This window comes from Paenarthrobacter sp. UW852 (assembly GCF_024608385.1).
Taxonomy (GTDB): Bacteria; Actinomycetota; Actinomycetes; order Actinomycetales; family Micrococcaceae; genus Arthrobacter.
Genome location: NZ_JAMSGY010000001.1, coordinates 398,369 through 416,155, shown reverse-complemented (window position 1 = coordinate 416,155; position 17,787 = coordinate 398,369). Strand labels below are relative to the sequence as shown.

The following is a 17,787-nucleotide window of genomic DNA, read 5'->3' as shown; positions in this document are numbered from 1 at the left end:
ACGCCGGCAGGCTGGTTTTGCTCGCTGCAAGCCCTTGTCCTGCGGCCACCCCAGGGTGTCCAATCCTCTTTAACGTTCCACGTTCAGGGCGTTTGCATGAGCGCCGGAGAGAACACCAGGAGGTGCCCATGTCCGTGAAGGGTACGCGCGAACCGGCAAAAGGAGGCGGCCCAGGCACTGCTGAGGCCAAGGGCGGCGAGAATGGCTCGACCATGTCACCCACGGATCCTGCCGGCATCCGGAATGTGGCACTCGTCGGACATTCCGGTGCAGGTAAATCCATGCTGGTGGAAGCCCTGCTTGCAGCCACTGGCGCCATTCCCAGGATGGGGACCATCAGCGACGGGACCACGGTCAGCGACTCGGATCCGTCCGCGATCCATCAGCAACGGTCGGTGACCTTGTCGGTGGCGCCGATCCGGGTCGGTGCGGTCAAGGTCAACCTGATCGACACCCCGGGCTACACCGATTTCACCGGCGAACTTCGGGCAGGTTTGAGGGCCGCAGACGCGGCCCTTTTTGTTGTCTCCGCTGTGGACGACATCGACGGCGCCACCGTTACGTTGTGGGGCGAGTGCCAGAAGGTCCGGATGCCGCGTGCGGTGGTGCTCAGCAAACTGGACCATCCGCGTGCTGACTTCGCCGCCGCCGTCGTGCGCTGCCGGGAAGCATTCGGTGACTCTGTCCTTCCCCTGTACCTTCCCGCCGCCGACAACGCCGGCCTCATCGGCATCATCCATGGCACCAGCAGCGAGCCGCGGGTGGAGGAAGCCCGGGGACCCCTGGTGGAAGGCATTATCGCCGAAAGCGAAGACGAGACACTGATGGACCGGTATCTCGGTGGTGAAGAACTGGCGCTGGCGGACCTCATCAAGGACCTCGAAACAGCGGTGGCCAGGGGAAGCTTCTTCCCCGTCATTCCCACCGCCGCAGAAGCCGGCATGGGGCTCGCTGAGCTCATGGCCCTCATGACCGAAGCCCTGCCATCACCCTTGGAACGGGTTCCCCCGCCGGCCATGACGTTGGACGGCACATCGCTGAAGCCCCTGCACTGTGATCCGGCAGCACGATTGGCGGCCGAAGTAGTGCGAACCACCGTGGATCCGTTTCTTGGCCGTGTTTGCCTTGTCCGGGTTTTTTCGGGAACCCTGCGGGAAGATTCATCGATCCACGTAGGCGGCAGGGGACTCGCCGACAGGGGCCATGAAGACCACGACGCCGACGAACGCGTCACGCACCTCTACTCACCTGTCGGTCAGGGACTGAAAGCAGTTCCGCAGTGCATTGCAGGTGACATCTGCGCGATCAGCAAACTCGCCAACGCCGAGACCGGCGACTCGATATCAGACCGTGAGGCGCCGCTGCTTCTTGAGACCTGGAACATGCCCGAGCCCCTGATGCCGGTCGCCATAGAAGGCGCCTCCCGAAGTGACGAGGACGCGCTTGCCAAGAGCATCGGCAAGGTGGCGGCCGCCGACCCCACGCTGCGCCTGGAACGTAACCCGGATACCCACCAACTCGTCCTCTGGTGCATGGGGGAGGCCCACGCGGAGGTAGTCCTGGACCGGCTCCGCAACCAGGGCGTCAAGCTGCAGACCGTGGAGGTGATCACGCCTCTCCGGGAGACCTTTGCCACGAAGGCAAATGGCCACGGCCGGCACGTCAAGCAGTCCGGGGGCCACGGGCAGTTCGCCATCTGCGACATAGAAGTCGAGCCCCTCGGCCGCGGCGAAGGATTCGTGTTCTCCGATAAAGTCGTGGGCGGCGCCATCCCGGGCACTTTCGTTTCTTCCGTGGAGAAAGGCGTCCGGGCGCAGATGCTTAAGGGTGTCTTGGCCGGTTTCCCCGTGGTGGATATCAAAGTGACGCTGGTGGGCGGTAAGACCCACAGCGTTGATTCCTCTGATGCGGCTTTTCAGGCGGCCGGAGCCCTGGCGCTGCGCGAAGCGGCAGCCGCGGCGAAAATCCAACTCCTGGAACCAGTATCCGCGGTGGTTATCAGCGTTCCCGATGAGTATGTAGGGACAGTCATGAGCGACCTTTCCGGTCGGCGGGGACGCGTCACCGGGACGACGGCTGACGATACCGCAGGGACCGAAATTACCGCCGAGGTCCCGGACCAGGAGCTCCTGCGGTACGCCATCGAGCTGCGTGCACTGACCGCCGGGACGGGCCGCTTCCGGCGGTCCTACCTCCGGCATGAAGCGCTGCCCAAGTAGGACCTACGGGTTGGCCCCCAGGAACGCGGCCACAGCCGGCGCCAGCGATGCGCCCACTTCGGCTGCGCCCCGCTTCACACCCTTGACCGCGAACGAATGATCGCCGCCCCCACACCACTGGAGTGTCGCCGTCGGGCCAATCCTTGCCACCACGCCCTCCAGCAGTTCCGGCGTGGCAAAGGTATCGCGGGTACCTTGAAGAAAGAGCATGGGCACAGTGACTCCATAGAGGTGCTCGTCGCGAAGCTTCTCCGGCTTACCCGGTGCATGCAACGGGTAGCCCAAGAACACCAACCCCCGTGCGGGCATTCCCTCAGCCACGGCCATTGATGCCATGCGTCCGCCGAAGGATTTTCCGGAAGCCCAGATGGGTTCCGCATTGCCCAGCTCAGTGGCCCTGTCCATCACGGCCCGCCACGTAGCGATAGCCAGAGGCGGCCGATCAGGAAAACGCCGGCCCGCTTCGCGGTACGGGAAGTTGAAGCGCAGGGTTGCGACGCCTTCGTCCGCCATCGCTTCAGCGAAACCCTGCAGAAACGGGTGCTCCATTCCCGCGCCGGCGCCATGGGCCACTACCAGGGTGGCCGAGGGGTGGTCAGGCCGGATGGAAAGGGCCGAAATTTCGAGTTCGTTGACGGCGATCCGCAAGGATGTTTCAGGCGTTGGCATGCATCCATCATCCTGCAGTGAGGCGGTCCGCGATGGACATGCGCACCGGAACGGGCCCGAATGCTGACGCGGGCGGTTCAAACACGGTAGCTTGTGGCCATGGCGAGCGAAGCAACCATTGTCACCGTGCCCGGCCCCGACGGCCCCCGGGAGGTTCGAATTTCCAGTCCCAGCCGAGTCATGTGGCCGGAGGCAGGACTGACCAAGCTGGACCTGGCCAATTACCTCATTGACGTGGGCGAGGCCTTTGTGGCAGCCAACGGGAACCGTCCTGTCAGCCTTCAACGGTATTCGGGCAACATCGAGGGCGAGATGTTCTTCTCGAAGAATCCGCCCAAGGGAGCGCCAGACTATGTGCGTTCCGTGCCCGTCACGTACCCGAGCGCACGGTCCCATCCGCAATTGGTCATCGACGAGCCGGCGGCCGCAGTGTGGGCCGCACAAATGAACACCGTGGTGTTCCACCCGTGGGCTTCCCGGGCCGACGATCCGGACAACCCGGACCAGCTCCGGATCGACCTCGATCCCCAACCAGGGACGGACTTTGATGACGCCAAGCCGGCCGCCCTTGAACTTCGGTCAGTCCTGGAGGAGGCGGGCCTCACGGCGTTCATTAAGACCTCCGGGAACCGGGGGCTTCACGTCTATGCCCCCATCCACCCCAAGCATGAGTTCCTGGACGTACGTCACGCCGTGATCGCCGCCGGCCGTGAATTGGAACGCCGCATGCCGGATAAGGTCACCATGGCATGGTGGAAAGAGGAGCGCGGAAAGCGGATCTTCGTTGACTTCAACCAGGCAAACCGGGACAGGACCATCGCCGGTGCCTACAGCCCACGCGCAGTACCCACAGCGCAGGTGTCCTGTCCACTGACGTGGGACGAACTGGATCACGCAGATCCGGCGAAATACACCATCGCCACAGTTCCCGAGCGCCTCAGGAAAGCCGGTGACCCGTGGGCGACCATGCACTCGCAACCGGGGGAGATCGACGTTCTGCTTTCCTGGTGGGAACGCGATGTCAGCAACGGCCAGGGCGAGATGCCCTTCCCGCCGGAATTTCCCAAGATGCCGGGAGAACCCATGCGGGTGCAACCGAGCCGCGCACGTAAGACGGAGGAATAAGCCGCGGGCAGGGGATGCCTCCGGCGCCTCGGCCAGCGCCCGGGGCATCTGTCGGGGGGCATCGGTCCGGGGGTTATTCGAACCGGGACGGATCTCCGGTTCCGCGACGCACGACTTCGGCAACGCCGCTGGAAAAGTCCACCACGGTAGTCGGCTCTGCTCCGGTGTCGCCGGCGTCGATGACACCGTCCACCTGGTTGTCCAGCCGTTCCTTGATTTCCCAGCCCTGCGTCAGGGGTTCTTCCTGGTCGGGCAGCAGGAGCGTGCTGGACAACAGCGGTTCGCCCAGCTCAGCCAACAGGGCCTGGACAACGCGGTGGTCAGGGATACGCACACCCACCGTCTTCTTCTTGGGGTGCAGGAGCCGCTTGGGTACCTCGCGGGTGGCCGGCAGGATGAACGTGTAGCTGCCCGGAGTGACCGCCTTGATGCTCCTGAAAACGTCGTTGTCGAGCATCACGAACTGGCCCATCTGGGCGAAGTCCTTGCACACCAGCGTGAAGTGGTGCTTGTCGTCCAAATGCCGGATCGCCCTGATGCGGTCAAGCGCTTCCCTGTTTCCGATTTGTGCCCCCAACGCGTAGCAGGAGTCGGTAGGGTAGGCGATCAGGCCGCCGTCCTGCAGCATTTTGACCACTTGGCCGATGGCGCGTGGTTGGGGATCTTCCGGGTGCACATCAAAGAATCTGGCCATGGGAAGAGCCTACGACAAAGCTAGGACAGGATGTCCTTGTTCGAGAATTTTGCGTAGGCCAGTGTGCCGCACACGGCGATGTATCCGGCCTGCAGCAACGCATTGGCACCGAACGACGTCCAGTCGATCGGCTGCCGCAGCAGATCCGCGAAGCCCAGCCAATGGTGGCTGAACAGCCACGGGTGCAGCCAGTCCAGTTGCGGGAGGTTGTCCAGCACCTGGGAGACAACAGAGAGGACAATCGTGGCGGCCATGGCGCCCACCGGAACATCAGTGAAAGTGGAAATCAGCAGTCCTATGGCAGACAAACCCAACAGCGAAACCGTGATGTAGCCGGCGATCCCCAAGGACCGCAGCATCGATTCGCCCACGCCAATGGTGTCGCCTGAGAGGAGCGTCACGGGTCCTACAGGAAAAAGCACGACGCCGGCCAAGGCACCTGACGCTGCCACGGTCACCGTCGCGGCGAAACAGAACGCAACGGCCCCGGCATACTTGACCAGCAGGAGCCGGACGCGGCCTGCGGGTGCAAGCAACAGGTAGCGCAAGGTCCCCATGTTGGCTTCGCCGGCGATGGTATCCCCAGCCACCACGCCGATGGTCAGGGGCAGGAATAACGGTACGCACACCACCAGGGCGGTCACGGCCACAAAAAGTCCGTTTTGGGTGATGCGGTCCAAAAAGAGCGGTCCCCGGCCTGGGGCGACGGGCCGGGACGACAGTTTGACGGCCACAGCTATGAGGATGGGTACGGCTGCGAGGGCGAGCAGCATCGCCCATGTACGGAGGCGACGGAACAGCACCGACAATTCAGAGCCAAGCAGGGACCAGCCAACCGGGGGCCGCGCCCCCGGGGCCAAGGGCTTAGAGGTGTCAGCCGACAACGTCGAACCCCTCTCCGGTCAGGGACACGAACCGGTCTTCCAGGCTTGCATCTTCAACAGCGAAACCCCGTACCCGAACGCCATCGGCAACCAAGGCTGCCACGATCACCTCAGGGGCAGGCCCGGCCAGTCCACCGTTCATGACAGCCCTCGCCTCGATGGGGCGTTCCCCATCCGGTGTGGCGGCCGGGACCAACCCCAGGCGCGCCAGGACGCCGATGGCGCGTTCGGCGTCGGGCGTTTCAACCACAACCTGCCTCTGGCCCGCGGACCGCAACTCCGCCAGCGGTCCTTGGGCGACCAGGCGCCCGGCACTCATGACGCCAACGTGGGTGCACATTTGTTCCACCTCGGCCAGCAAATGGCTGGAAACGAACACAGTGGTCCCTCCCGCGGCGAGGGATCGCACCAAGCTACGGACCTCGCGGGTGCCCTGAGGGTCCAATCCGTTGGTGGGTTCGTCCAGGACCAGCAGTTCCCGCGGCCTGAGCAGCGCGTTCGCCAAGCCAAGGCGCTGCTTCATGCCCAACGAATAGGCCCGGACCTTCTTACCGGCAGCGTGGGTAAGTCCAACACGGTCCAGGGCCTCGGCGACGCGTTGTCGACGTGTCGCCGGCAAGGCGTGGCGGTCAGCTGAATCGAGGCGCATGAGGTTTCCGGGTCCTGTGAGGAAGGGGTAGAAACCGGGCCCTTCCACCAAGGCGCCGACATTGGGGAGGACCGATGCCAGCGCGGCCGGCATGGACTGGTCCAGGACCCGGACATCGCCGCTCGTGGCGGAAGCCAGCCCCAGCAGTACCCGGATGGTGGTGGTCTTTCCCGAACCGTTGGGTCCAAGGAAGCCGAACACCGCTCCGCGCGGTACAGCGAGGTCGATGCCGTCAACGGCGGCGCGTTGCCCGAAGCGTTTCACCAGCCCGCGGGTCTCAACAGCCAGCTCCTCAGCGGCGGCCCCGCGCTGCGTTGGTGAGGGCTCCTTCACTGGGCGGCTGCCGCTGACTGGAGCCGCTCCAACGGGACCAGCCCTGCGAGGACGCGGCCGTCGTCGAGAATCAGGACGCTCACCAGCGAAGAGGTCAATGCCCGTCCGCCGGAAACGCTTTGCAACATCTGGGAGATTTGGGGATTCGAAGTAAGCCCGGCAGGCACAGCGGCGGCAGGCAGCACGACGATCGATCCCCACCCTTCGCCGGAAACCCGTGTGCCGTGAGGGGACGGCGCTTTGGCACTGGCATCGGCATCGGGCACCGGAGTGGGCCGCGCGGGAAGTACCTTCGTGGTGACAGTGGATCCCGCGGGCGGCGTGAACTGGAACAGGCCGGGATCGGGAGCGCTAAGGCTCAGATCGGTGAAGGCCAGGGAGTAGGCAGGGTCGGCTTGGTTCTTCGCCTGCACGTGGACGCCCAGCGGGAAGCCGGTTTCGGAGTCGACGTCGATGGACACCGAGGCCACCAGGGTGCCGGGGTCCTTCGGGGCAAGGTTAAGCCTGTACGCACTACGACCGGCAACCGATGAAGCCTCTCCCACCGTTACCTCGGTTCCGGCATCAACAGCGGCCAGGAACCTGCTGGCCAGTGCCTCGGGCGTGGGCAACGTCGGCTTGTTTGGAAGAGTCTCCGTGGGGGCGCCGGACTTTGGGACTTGAAGGTGGGTGGCGCTGTTGTCCGCCGAGTTGTAGAACCATGCATCCTTGCCGTTGACGATGAGGTCGCGCTCAGCCATGGCGTCCATGACTTGCAGTCGCGCCTTGGTGGGATCGCCAACGAAAACGCGTGCGGTGTGGCTGCCCGCCAGGAACTCAAGTGCGGTACCAGCAGCCGGAGTGATGCCTGGGGCCGAGGAGGTTATATCCGGGAGTCCCAGCTCCGCAGTCTGTTGAAGCGTTCCGGAGAATTCACGCACTTGCGTGCGCGCAATCATGGCAAGAACCTCATCCGCCGTCTTGGGCGGGAGCGACACTGTGGCACCGGCCTGGACCGAACCGGTGAGCACCGCAAGGGCAAGGGCAAGGGGGATCAGGAGGGCTGGCAGCCACCGCCGCTTGGCCCGCGTCATTGCTACCGACCACCGCACGTGAAAGGCATGGATTAAGACTACTCCCGTTCCTGGCCGGAATCGGGGGCAGTTACGCAGAAGCGCGAGTTAGTCCCGGATCAGCTGGCGCGCCAGTTCCACCGCACCGTGCACCGGTGCCTGTGTCAGGATCCGGACGGAAGACGGGTCCTCGAGTGAAACTTTCCGGGCTACGGCACCAGCCAGCTGGCTCTGGTTGACCAGCAGGCCCCCGGCCATGACGAGCGGCAAGTCCAGGCCCAGTTCCCCCAGTACCTGGCGGGCAAGTGTTGCCAGGGAATGCGCGGCCTCGGCCTGGATCCGAACGGCAGCGGGGTCTCCCTCAGCTGCAAACTCCAGGACGAGCGGGGCCAGGCTGGCCCAGTGGTCCGGTTCCGGCTTCGCGTAGAAGAAGTCCATGAGCTGCAGGGCATCGGCGCTGGAGGTTGCTTCCATCAGCGCCCGAACCAGTATCCCGGGCTCCAGTCCGGCGTAGTACTCGCGCAGGGCTTCCCGGACGGCGTCGCGCACCACTGAGTAGCCGCTGCCCTCATCGCCCAGCAAATAGCCATACCCGCCGCTTCGCGCTTCGCGTCCCTCGGCGTTTCGACCCCAGGCTACCGAGCCGGTGCCAGCGACCAGCACGGCGCCGGCGTCGAGGCCGGCGGCCGCGAGGACAATGCGGGTGTCGTGGACCACCTCGACTTTGGCGCCGGGGAAATGTTCCATGAGAAGGGCGGAGAGGACAGCACGGCTCGCTGGCGTGTCGGCGCCCGCTGCACCCGCACAGACGGCTTTGACTCCACCTCCCACGCTTGCGGCAATCCGGCGCAGGACCGCGTCAGCGCCCTGATGCCCGACCGATGACAAGTTGGCGCTGGTTTCCGTGATTTCATCACCGGAGCTCCCCGGTGATCCGCTAACTGTCTGGGTCTCCTCCGAGCGGACGGCGTGTGTCTTTGAGCCGCCGATGTGGAGGCCGAGGACTGGCGGCGTCACGGGAGCATCGCCGATGCTTTGGTCCTGCCGGGTGCGATGGCGCGGATCAGGGTCCCGGCCCGCTTCGCAGCGGCGCTCCTCGAGTTCACATTGTCCTTCAACTGGCGTCCCTTCGGTTCAGGTGCGGACTGTCTGTGCGAAGGTGGGGGAGTGCCCCTGGCTCGCCGCAGTTGGTTGAAACCAACAGTCCCTAGATTGGCATAGACCAATCCAGCTGTCTACAAGTAGGATGTCCAACATGCAACCAGAAGCTGCACCTGCTGCGCCGAAATATTACCTCCTCAAAACGGAGGTCTTGGCGCTGATCGCGGGTCTGCAGCCCGGGACGCTTATCCCCACCGAGCGGGCACTGGCGGAAAAGTATGCAACCTCCCGCACCACGGTCCGGCAGGCGATCAGCGAGCTCGTCGCGGAAGGCAGGTTGGGCAGGATCCAAGGGCACGGAACGTTCGTAGCACCACCTAAGGTGACGCACGTCCGGCAATTGACGTCCTTTTCCGATGACGCCCGCACGCAAGGCCTCCGTCCCGACTCCACCCTGATCGGCCTCGACGTCGTCCGGGCGGACACCGTCGTCTCGACGCACTTGGGATTGGAAGAGGGCGCGCAGGTCACCCGGTTGGAGCGGATCCGCCTGATTGAGGGCGAACCGCTGGCCCACGAAGTCGCCTGGCTGCCGGGCAAGCTGCCACGTTTCAAGTCGAACCTGTCCAAATCCGGGTCGCTGTACGCGGTCCTCGAGGACGTCTACGGGATCCGGGTCGCCGACGTGGAAGATACCGTGGAAACTGCCCTGGCAGGTCCTGGCGACGTTCAGCTTCTCGGAATCGAAATGGGTGCACCATTGCTGGTGGTACACAGGCTGGCCAGATCCGCCACAGGTGTTCCGGTGGAGTGGACCCGCAGCACGTTCCGCGGGGACAGGTTCAGGTTCGTCTCACGCGTGAAATCAGGCGATTAGCATGGCCAACTCGGCCTCAGGTGAGTCCGTCATCCGCCGCGTCGTCCGTCTGGTGGAAGCATTTGATGACTCCCACCGCACCATGAATGTCGCCACGCTGGCGCGCCGATCCGGGCTTCCAGTGACCACCACGTATCGCCTGGTGGACGAGATGCTGGCCGAGGGCCTGCTTGAACGCGAAGCCAATGCCGAGGTCCGCGTAGGCATACGGCTGTGGGAGCTCGTCTCCAGGAGTTCACGGATGGTGGGCCTGCGGGAAGCCGCGCTGCCGTTCATGGAAGACGTTCAATCGGTGGTCCAGCATTCAACGACGCTTGGGATCCTGGACTCCGACGAGGTCCTCTACATCGAACGCATCGGCTCCAGGGATTCCATGGTGGACATCACCAAGGTGGCCGGCCGGCTTCCCGTGCACGGTACATCGTCAGGGTTGGTCCTGCTGGCCTACTCGCCGGCTGCCTACCAGGACCTCTTTCTCTCCCGGACGCTGGAGAAGTTCACCGATGCCACGCTGACCAATCCAGCCGATCTGCGCCGTCACCTTGCAGCCATCCGCCAACGGGGATTCGCGTCCATGCCCGGAATCATCGTGCCGGAATCGAGCGGAATCGCCGTTCCCGTCTTCGGCCGAACGAACACCGTTGTGGCTGCCTTAAGCGTTGTGGTGCCCAGGAATGAAGAAAACGCGGCCGTGCGCGTGCCGGTATTGATGACTGCCGCGCGCGGTATTTCGAGGGCCCTGGGTTGGCGCGGCGAGCTCAAAGGCGCACTCCGCCAAAGCAATGGCAACATCTGATTCCCGTTCATCGGTAACGCTGTGGCCCCACTCACAGGCCCGCTGGCAGAGTGGAGCGCACAGCAGGGCACTGCGGACCGGACCACCGGCCGGCGCCATACACGAGGACATTGACCTTCAAGGCATTCAGCCCAAGTACATCAACGGCCCCCGGGCCCTCTTCCGTGCTGCCCTGCGCCGTAGTGATGTTTGAACGCCGCAATGCCGCGGCAGGAGGAGTTTTGGTCATGGAGTCAGCAGTACACGGAAAGCCGTCCCAACGCGTGGCCGGGAAAGTGGCTGTGGTTACCGGCGGCAGGGGAGACCTGGGAAGCGCAACCGCCCGGTTGTTGGCTGACCACGGGGCGTCCGTAGCCTCGTTGGACCGGGCCGGGACGCCGGCCGGGGGCAACCATCCCGGTATCACCGAATACGACGTGGATGTCACCGATGAGTCCAGCGTCGCAAGGACGATCGGAAAACTCAGCGAAGAGCTCGGCGCTCCGGACATCCTGGTCAACGCAGCCGGTATCATCGGCGTCGCCGGAGCAAGCCACACCGCGTCCATGGAAGACTTCAACGCCATCTTTGACGTCAACGTCAAAGGGGTTTGGCTCATGACCAAGTACGTGGTTCCAGGCATGATCGCCAAGCAGTCCGGAAGCATCATCAACTTTTCCTCCATCCACGGACTGACCGGCGGACGCAACGTGCCGCTCTACCACGCAACCAAGGGCGCTGTCCGGCTCCTCAGCAAGTCCGATGCCGCCACCTACGGCGCCCACGGTGTACGGGTGAACTCCATCCACCCGGGATCCATGAACACCAGGATGAGCCGCCGGTCGGCGGAACAGTCAGAGATCGGGGCAGAGGCCTATTACCGGCAGTTGGTAGGCAGCAACCCGCTGCCCAGGCAGGGCGAACCGGACGAAATTGCCTACGGCGTGCTGTACCTCGCTTCCGATGAGTCCCGGTTCACCACGGGATCCGAACTGGTGATCGACGGCGGCTACACCGCGGTCTGACCCGCCTGGCAACTGCAACCCCATTTCATTCCCGAAAGGCTCCACCGTGAAATTCCTGAACGGCACACAAACCGATACCTACGACGTCGTCGTGGTCGGCTCGGGCGCAGGCGCCCTGACGGCAGCGGCCACCGCCGCAAAGGCGGGCAAATCCGTCGTCGTCCTCGAAAAGACCGAGCTGCTGGGCGGTACCTCAGCGGTATCGGGAGGCATGCTGTGGGTGGCCGACAACCACCACGCCCGCGAAGCCGGTCTGAGCGACTCCAAAGAAGCCGCGGCGCAATACATCCGCGCTGTGGCCCGCGGACGTAGCCGCGAAGAGCTCCTTGATGCTGCCCTCGACTACGGGGACACCATGCTCCGTTTTACCGAGGACGAATGCGGGGTCCGTTTCATCTTCCTGGATAATTTCCCGGACTACCGCCAGGACCTTCCCGGTTCCGTTGAAGGCGGGCGGACCGTTGAACCCGAACTGTTCAACATCCGCGAGGCACTTGGCGAACTTGCACACCATGTCCGGTCCGACGGCAGGGCGCCGTTCACTATGCAGGAGTATGAGAACTGGGGTGCCTTCACCAAGTTTCCGTGGAAGGAACTGAACCAGCGGCAGGACCAAGGACTTGTGGCCAAGGGCCAGGCCCTGGTTGCCATGCTGCTTGCGAGCCTGGTCCGGGACGGCGCGGCACTGGTGGTTGGCGCCCGCGGTCAACGACTCCTGCTCGACGGCGGCAGGGTAGTGGGCGTCGAACTCGAGTCGGGTGAAACTATCCACGCCAACGACGGCGTCGTCCTCGCTACCGGTGGCTTCGAGTGGGACAAGGCGCTGGCCGATTCGTTGCTGGCCTCCCGCCTTTACATCATGTGCTCACCACCCTCCAACACTGGCGACGGACTAAAGATGGCACAGCGGATCGGGGCACAGACCCGCGGAACCCGTGAAGCCTGGTGGGCGCCGATGTCCATCACGGGAGACACCCGCGATGGAGCGCCCATTGGCACCTTGCTGAGGTTCGAACGGCAAGGACCTGGCTCGCTCATGGTCAACCGGCACGGACGCCGATTCGCCAACGAGTCCCAGAATTACAACGACCTCGCACGCTGCCTGCAGTCCTGGGATTCGCCGAACAACCAGACCCTGAACACCCCGGCACATGTGGTCTTCGACCACGGCTACCTGGAGCGCTACGGCGTCCTGGCTCACCGGGCCGGCCAACCGACGCCGGACTACCTGATCGAAGCATCCACGCTGGAAGAGCTGGCCGAAAGGATCGGTGTCCCTGCCGACGAACTCAACGCAACGGTCAGCCGCTTCAACGAATATGCCGTTAAAGGTGAGGACCCGGACTTCGGCCGGGGTGAAAGCGCCTACGACAAGTACTGGGGCGATGACGACTGCCCGTGGCCCAATCCGTCACTGGGCCCGCTGTTGACCGGACCGTTCTACGCAATGGAGGTGGTCAACGGTGCGTTCGGAAGCAACGGAGGCGTAGCGACGGACGGCCGGGCCCGCGTCCTGGACGTGGACGGCAACACCATCCCAGGCCTTTTTGCCGCCGGTAACACCACGGAGAATGCCTACGCCGCAGGCTACCCGGGGGCGGGAGCCACCCTTGGCCCCATCATGACCATGGGATACCTTGCGGGCCGGACCATTGCCGGCCAACCGGCCGAGTATGCGGGAGCAAGCGTCCCGACAGGGGTGGGAGCATGATCCGCCACGCAGTGTTGTTCAAGTTCAAGCCTGACTTTCCCGCAGCGGACAAAGCCGCCTGGGTGGCAGGCCTGGATGCGATGGACGGCAAGATTCCGGGCCTCCTGCAACTGACCCACGGCGCTGATGTCTTCCAGCACGAACGCTCCTTCGACTACGCGATCGTTGCCGATTTTGCCTCTGCCGAGGACATCGATGCCTACAACACCCATCCCCTCCACGAGCCACTCAAGAAGTACTCGTTTCCCAACAGCGAGCACATCATCGCCGTCGATTTCCACCTCTAGCACCACTTGGACGCCGTTCGAAGGAGAACAGCCATGACTACAACTGCCCAGCAAACGACGCTGCGCAAGACCCCCGGAAAAGCGGCTTTGGCCTCGTTCCTCGGAAGCACCCTCGAGTACTACGACTTCTTCATTTATGGCTCAGCCGCCGCGCTGGTTTTCGGGCCGCTCTTCTTTCCCTCCGATAATCCTGCGGTGGGCCTGATCGGGGCCTTCGCCACCTTCGGCGTGGCCTATGTGGCCCGGCCGGTGGGTGGGCTGGTCATGGGCCACTTCGGCGACAAGCTGGGCCGAAAGAAAATCCTGCTCATCACCCTGGGCGTCATGGGTCTGTCGTCCCTCGGCATCGGGTTCCTGCCAAGCTACAGCCAGATTGGCTTCTGGGCACCGGTCCTCCTGGTCATTGGCCGCCTGGCGCAGGGGTTCTCTGCAGGGGCGGAATCGGCAGGTGCGTCCACACTGACCCTGGAACACTCACCCGAGGGCCGCCGCGGCTTCTTTACCAGCTTCGTCATGACCGGTTATGCCTCCGGCATGGTGCTCGCGACACTCGTCTTTATCCCGGTGTCCGCACTGCCCACCGAGGCGTTGCTGAGCTGGGGTTGGCGCATCCCCTTCTGGTTGTCCATTGTGGTGTTGGGCATCGCTTACTGGGTGCGGACGCACCTGGATGAGACTCCGGTGTTTGAGGACGCCAAGGATCGGCACGCCGTGGCCCCGATGCCGCTGCGGGAAGTCCTTCGTTTCCAGTCGGCTGATGTGGCGAGGGTGGTTGGCATGTCCATCATGTCCGTCATGCAGACGATCTTCACAGTCTTCGGTTTGTCCTACGCCACCGGCGCGGCAGGCTTCGACAAGGCATCCATCCTCACTGTCAACGCGGTGGCCATTGGCTTGTCCATGTTCGTGATGCCCCTGACGGCGAAACTGTCCGACAATTGGGGTCGCAGGCCGTTGCTCCTGACAGCGGCAATAGGGTGCTCAGCGACGATCTTTGCCTACTTCATGGCGTTGTCCACCGGAAACATCTTCCTGGTCTTCGCCGCCGCGTTCATCAACATGACGCTGCTCTATTCCTGCTTCAACGGAATCTGGCCCGCCTACTTCGCCGAACTCTTCGCCGCACCGGTCCGGTATTCGGGCATGGCTTTGGGGAACCAGTTGGGATTGGTGGTGGCTGGCTTTGCTCCCCTTATCGCAGGACTGCTGCTGGGCAAGGGCCACGACGGGTGGCTTCCTGTCGCCGGGTTCGCGGTGCTGTGCATGGCCATCGCCGGCGTCTCCGCCTATTTCTCGCGGGAAACCGCCAAGACTCCCATCGAAGACCTGGGGGAGCCGTACTGGCGGGGAAACGCCGTCAGGAAACCGTAGCTGCGGCCGTGCCCGCCAGGCAGCGTCGAACGAATTCGGCACTGGGTTCGGCATAGGCGGCAACAATCCGTTTGAACAATTCAGCACCCTCGGCCCCGGGCCAGTCGGCTGGCAGGAATGCTGCCGGCAACCCGGGGTCGAGGTACGGGATGATCCGCCATCGGTCGATGCACTGGACATAGGTGGCGAAGGCCTGCGCTGAGACGTCAACGGCGTGGCCTGAAACCGCGGCACCATGCTGCCTGATGAAGTCCTTGTGAAGGCCGGCCACTGCCTCCAGGTCCCACCAGTTCGACGCGGCATCCCGGAGGCTGCCACCTACCAACGGGGTTTCGGTCACGAAGACGGTTGCCATGTCCCGCAGGTCCAGGTCGGCCAGGATTTCCTCCACCTCCCCCCGCAGGGAGTCAGGGCAGATCCACAAACCCGCGGCCACTGTCCCGCAGCCGATCCAATGGAGCCTGCGCCGCAGCTGGTGGCGCTTTTCGCGTTCGGTCTCCGGAATGGAAAACGAGATCAGGCACCACGGATCGGCGTCGCCCATGCTGCGGGGGTTGTAGATCCGGCGGTCGCCACGGGCCAGCATCGTGGAGGCGCCGTCGGTGAGCGTATAGCCGGGGAGTCCGTCACGGTTTTCCTGCAGGACCACATCCTTCTTGCGCAACCGGCCCAAGGCGGTCCGGGTGACTGTGCCGGACGTGCCGAGAGACTCCATCAGGGCAACGATGTCCTTCGCCGACATCCAACCCCCGGCATCCCTCAAGTACAGGCCAATGACGGTCCGCAGCAATGAAGTGGTACTCCCGGGGCGGGAGTCCATATCGTCCAGTACAGCGCTCACTTCAGGCTCACAGCAGTTCGGCGAGGGCGTCCCGGATGGCGGTCACTCCCAGCTCAACCTCGGCGTAGCTGGTGCTCAACGGCGAGAGGCCAATGCGCAGCCCGTGCGGCGGGCGGAAATCGGGAATGACCCCCTTTTCCCAGAGGGCGGCAGTGACATCAGCGAAGAGCGGGTGGTCCACGGTAATGTGCGAGCCACGCTCGGCAGGGTCCCGGGGACTCACGATTTCGGCGCCGAGAGGCACCAGGTGTTCCTCTGCCAAAGCGATCGCATACTCGGTGATCTTGATCGACTTATCCCGGACGGCCTCCATGCCTACCGAAGCGATCAGTTCCACCATGTCCTTGAGGGGCTGCATGGCCAGCACCGGCGGTGTTCCCGTGATGAACCGCCGGATTCCCTGCGCAGGCTCGTAGGAATCCGTCATGCCGAAGGGGTTCGCGGCGCCCATCCATCCCCAAATGGGCTGCTGCAAACGGTCCTGCTGCGAGGCATTCACATAGGCAAAGGCCGGTGAGCCGGGTCCACCGTTGAGGTACTTGTACGTGCAGCCCACCGCGAGGTCGACTCCCCACGCGTCCAGTTCCAATGGCACGGAACCGACTGAGTGGCACAGGTCCCAGAGCATCAGCCCACCGGCCTCGTGGACCTTGGCGGTGATTCCCTTCGCGTCCGCAAGGAACCCCGAGCGATACGCCACATGGCTGAGGACCACGACGGCGGTCCGCTCGCCAAGCAGTCCGTCCAGGTCGTCCGCGCGGACACCACTGGCGGGGTTGGCAGCGATCCACTTGATGGTTGCGCCGCGTTCCTTGGCGATTCCCTCAATAATGAACCGGTCGGTGGGGAAGTTGTCGCGGTCAATGATGATCTCGTCGCGTCCGGGCTGGGAATCCACCGCGGCGCGGATCATCTTGTAAAGCATTACCGACGTAGAATCGCCAACTGTGGTCTGTCCCGGCGCCGCGCCAAGAGTCACTTCACCGATGCGGTCGCCAACGTTTGTGGGTTCGTCCATCCATTGTTCATCCCAGCCCCGGATGAGGCGGCTGCCCCAGGCGTCGTGGACGAAGGACGCCAGATGTGCGGCGGTGGCCTTCAGGGGGCGTCCTAGTGAGTTGCCGTCCAAATATGAGGTGAGCTGATCGGCGTCGGGCGCGTAAAAGGCTTCACCCTGGGCGGCGAGGGGATCGGCGGCATCCAGTTCGGCCGACGTTGGCCGGTGGGTTTGCTGTGCGGTGGTCATGGTTCCTCCTGTGGTGTAGGCGGGCAGTCTTGCTTAGTTGCCGATCTCGGTCCGGACGGCATAGAGCTCGGGGAAGAAGGTCAGGTCCAGGGCGCGCTTGAGGAAGTCCACTCCGGACGATCCGCCGGTTCCTACCTTGAACCCGATGGTGCGCTGGACGGTCCTGAGGTGCCGGAACCGCCATGCCTGGAAGTTGTCCTCGATGTCCACCAGGTCTTCGCACGCTTCGTAGAGTCCCCACTGTGTGTCATCGGACTCGTAGATCTTCTGGAAGATGGGAACGAGGTCTTGGCGGAAGGTCCAGGGTTCGCTGGTGTCCCGCTCCAGGATGTCGGCAGGAATGTCGTAGCCGGCACGGGAAAGGACGCCTAGGAACGCATCGTAGAGAGTTGGCTCCTCCAACAACCTGCCGAGCAGTGCGTGGGCCTCGGGCTCGCTTTCGAACACGCGCAGCATTCCCCGGTTCTTGTTTCCCAGCAGGAATTCGACGCCGCGGTATTGGAAGGACTGGAAACCCGAGGAACTCCCCAGGAAGCCGCGGAACTGGGAGTACTCGCGAGGCGTCAGGGTGCCCAGGACGGACCATTGTTCGGTCATGGTGCGCTGGATGGCTTTCACGCGGGCGATGCACTTGAGCGCTTTTCCCAGGTTGTCGGCGTCGAACAACCTCCGGGCTTCCAGGAGTTCGTGCAGGACAAGCTTGAGCCATAGCTCGCTGGTCTGGTGCTGGATGATGAACAGCAGTTCGTCATGATGTTCCGGCTCGCTGAGCGGGTGCTGGGAACTGAGCAATTGGTCAAGGTCCAGATATCCGCCGTAAGACATCGCATGGCGGAAATCGGTGCGGACACCTTCTTCGATGTGGCGGACACTCTGCGGGGAATGGGCGGGGGGCTTTTCCATGCCTTGAGAATATCACTTGCATGAC

The 17,787-nt window shown here is 63.9% G+C and carries 18 protein-coding genes; 8 read left to right on the top strand and 10 right to left on the bottom strand.

Going from position 1 to position 17,787, the window contains the following annotated elements:
- Positions 1-128: 128 nt before the first annotated feature.
- The gene (locus tag NEK97_RS01945) at positions 129-2,219 is read left to right on the top strand and encodes an elongation factor G-like protein EF-G2 (protein ID WP_257368181.1); all 2,091 of its coding nucleotides are present in this window, start codon (positions 129-131) and stop codon (positions 2,217-2,219) included.
- 3 nt (positions 2,220-2,222) lie between these two features.
- On the opposite strand, the gene NEK97_RS01940 is transcribed toward NEK97_RS01945, so the two are convergent.
- Positions 2,223-2,888: an alpha/beta family hydrolase gene (locus NEK97_RS01940; RefSeq protein ID WP_257368180.1), complete on the bottom strand. Its 666-nt coding sequence runs from the start codon at positions 2,886-2,888 to the stop codon at positions 2,223-2,225.
- Between the two features lie 99 nt (positions 2,889-2,987).
- Here NEK97_RS01940 and ligD point away from each other — a divergent pair, with 99 nt between their 5' ends.
- Positions 2,988-4,013: a non-homologous end-joining DNA ligase gene (ligD, locus tag NEK97_RS01935; protein WP_257368179.1), complete on the top strand. Its 1,026-nt coding sequence runs from the start codon at positions 2,988-2,990 to the stop codon at positions 4,011-4,013.
- Positions 4,014-4,086: 73 nt separating this feature from the next.
- Here the strand turns inward: ligD and NEK97_RS01930 are convergent, their stop codons facing one another.
- From NEK97_RS01930 to NEK97_RS01910, 5 genes are all read right to left on the bottom strand, one after another.
- Positions 4,087-4,707: an L-threonylcarbamoyladenylate synthase gene (locus tag NEK97_RS01930; protein WP_235521689.1), complete on the bottom strand. Its 621-nt coding sequence runs from the start codon at positions 4,705-4,707 to the stop codon at positions 4,087-4,089.
- A 20-nt stretch (positions 4,708-4,727) separates the two neighbouring features.
- On the bottom strand, positions 4,728-5,591 hold the full coding sequence (locus NEK97_RS01925) for an ABC transporter permease (RefSeq protein WP_257368178.1): 864 nt from the start codon (positions 5,589-5,591) through the stop codon (positions 4,728-4,730).
- Complete coding sequence (locus NEK97_RS01920) at positions 5,581-6,573, bottom strand: ABC transporter ATP-binding protein (protein ID WP_257368177.1); 993 nt, start codon at positions 6,571-6,573, stop codon at positions 5,581-5,583. The genes NEK97_RS01925 and NEK97_RS01920 overlap by 11 nt, the downstream gene beginning before the upstream one ends.
- Positions 6,570-7,646, bottom strand: coding sequence for a DUF2092 domain-containing protein (locus NEK97_RS01915; RefSeq protein ID WP_257368176.1), 1,077 nt, complete (start codon positions 7,644-7,646; stop codon positions 6,570-6,572). The genes NEK97_RS01920 and NEK97_RS01915 overlap by 4 nt, the downstream gene beginning before the upstream one ends.
- An 87-nt stretch (positions 7,647-7,733) precedes the next feature.
- The gene (locus tag NEK97_RS01910) at positions 7,734-8,642 is read right to left on the bottom strand and encodes a BadF/BadG/BcrA/BcrD ATPase family protein (RefSeq protein ID WP_257368175.1); all 909 of its coding nucleotides are present in this window, start codon (positions 8,640-8,642) and stop codon (positions 7,734-7,736) included.
- Between the two features lie 229 nt (positions 8,643-8,871).
- On the opposite strand from NEK97_RS01910, the gene NEK97_RS01905 reads away from it, so the two are divergent.
- Positions 8,872-9,603, top strand: coding sequence for a GntR family transcriptional regulator (locus NEK97_RS01905; RefSeq protein WP_374111500.1), 732 nt, complete (start codon positions 8,872-8,874; stop codon positions 9,601-9,603).
- A gap of 1 nt (position 9,604) precedes the next feature.
- Positions 9,605-10,399 (top strand): IclR family transcriptional regulator, encoded by a 795-nt coding sequence (locus NEK97_RS01900; protein ID WP_257368174.1) that lies wholly within the window; start codon positions 9,605-9,607, stop codon positions 10,397-10,399.
- A gap of 31 nt (positions 10,400-10,430) precedes the next feature.
- On the opposite strand, the gene NEK97_RS01895 is transcribed toward NEK97_RS01900, so the two are convergent.
- Positions 10,431-10,628 carry a hypothetical protein gene (locus NEK97_RS01895; RefSeq protein ID WP_257368173.1) on the bottom strand — a complete coding sequence of 66 codons (198 nt, stop codon included), beginning with the start codon at positions 10,626-10,628 and terminating at the stop codon, positions 10,431-10,433.
- Here NEK97_RS01895 and NEK97_RS01890 point away from each other — a divergent pair.
- Genes NEK97_RS01890 through NEK97_RS01875 form a run of 4 tightly spaced genes read left to right on the top strand, consistent with a single transcriptional unit; the run spans position 10,627 to position 14,772 of the window.
- A complete protein-coding gene (locus NEK97_RS01890) occupies positions 10,627-11,403 on the top strand; it encodes an SDR family NAD(P)-dependent oxidoreductase (RefSeq protein ID WP_257368172.1) in 777 nt (258 codons plus the stop codon). The two genes, NEK97_RS01895 and NEK97_RS01890, sit on opposite strands and share 2 nt — an antisense overlap.
- Before the next feature lie 46 nt (positions 11,404-11,449).
- The gene (locus tag NEK97_RS01885) at positions 11,450-13,114 is read left to right on the top strand and encodes an FAD-dependent oxidoreductase (protein WP_257368171.1); all 1,665 of its coding nucleotides are present in this window, start codon (positions 11,450-11,452) and stop codon (positions 13,112-13,114) included.
- Complete coding sequence (locus NEK97_RS01880; RefSeq protein WP_257368170.1) at positions 13,111-13,401, top strand: Dabb family protein; 291 nt, start codon at positions 13,111-13,113, stop codon at positions 13,399-13,401. The genes NEK97_RS01885 and NEK97_RS01880 overlap by 4 nt, the downstream gene beginning before the upstream one ends.
- A gap of 33 nt (positions 13,402-13,434) precedes the next feature.
- A complete protein-coding gene (locus NEK97_RS01875) occupies positions 13,435-14,772 on the top strand; it encodes an MFS transporter (protein ID WP_257368169.1) in 1,338 nt (445 codons plus the stop codon).
- Here NEK97_RS01875 and NEK97_RS01870 read toward each other — a convergent pair.
- The 3 genes from NEK97_RS01870 to kynA are packed head-to-tail and all read right to left on the bottom strand — an operon-like array spanning position 14,759 to position 17,762.
- Positions 14,759-15,613, bottom strand: a complete 855-nt coding sequence (locus NEK97_RS01870; protein WP_257368168.1) for a PaaX family transcriptional regulator C-terminal domain-containing protein — start codon at positions 15,611-15,613, stop codon at positions 14,759-14,761. The two genes, NEK97_RS01875 and NEK97_RS01870, sit on opposite strands and share 14 nt — an antisense overlap.
- Positions 15,614-15,620: 7 nt before the next feature.
- The gene (locus NEK97_RS01865; protein WP_257368167.1) at positions 15,621-16,859 is read right to left on the bottom strand and encodes a kynureninase; all 1,239 of its coding nucleotides are present in this window, start codon (positions 16,857-16,859) and stop codon (positions 15,621-15,623) included.
- Between the two features lie 33 nt (positions 16,860-16,892).
- Positions 16,893-17,762: a tryptophan 2,3-dioxygenase gene (gene kynA / locus NEK97_RS01860; protein WP_257368166.1), complete on the bottom strand. Its 870-nt coding sequence runs from the start codon at positions 17,760-17,762 to the stop codon at positions 16,893-16,895.
- Positions 17,763-17,787 lie beyond the last annotated feature (25 nt).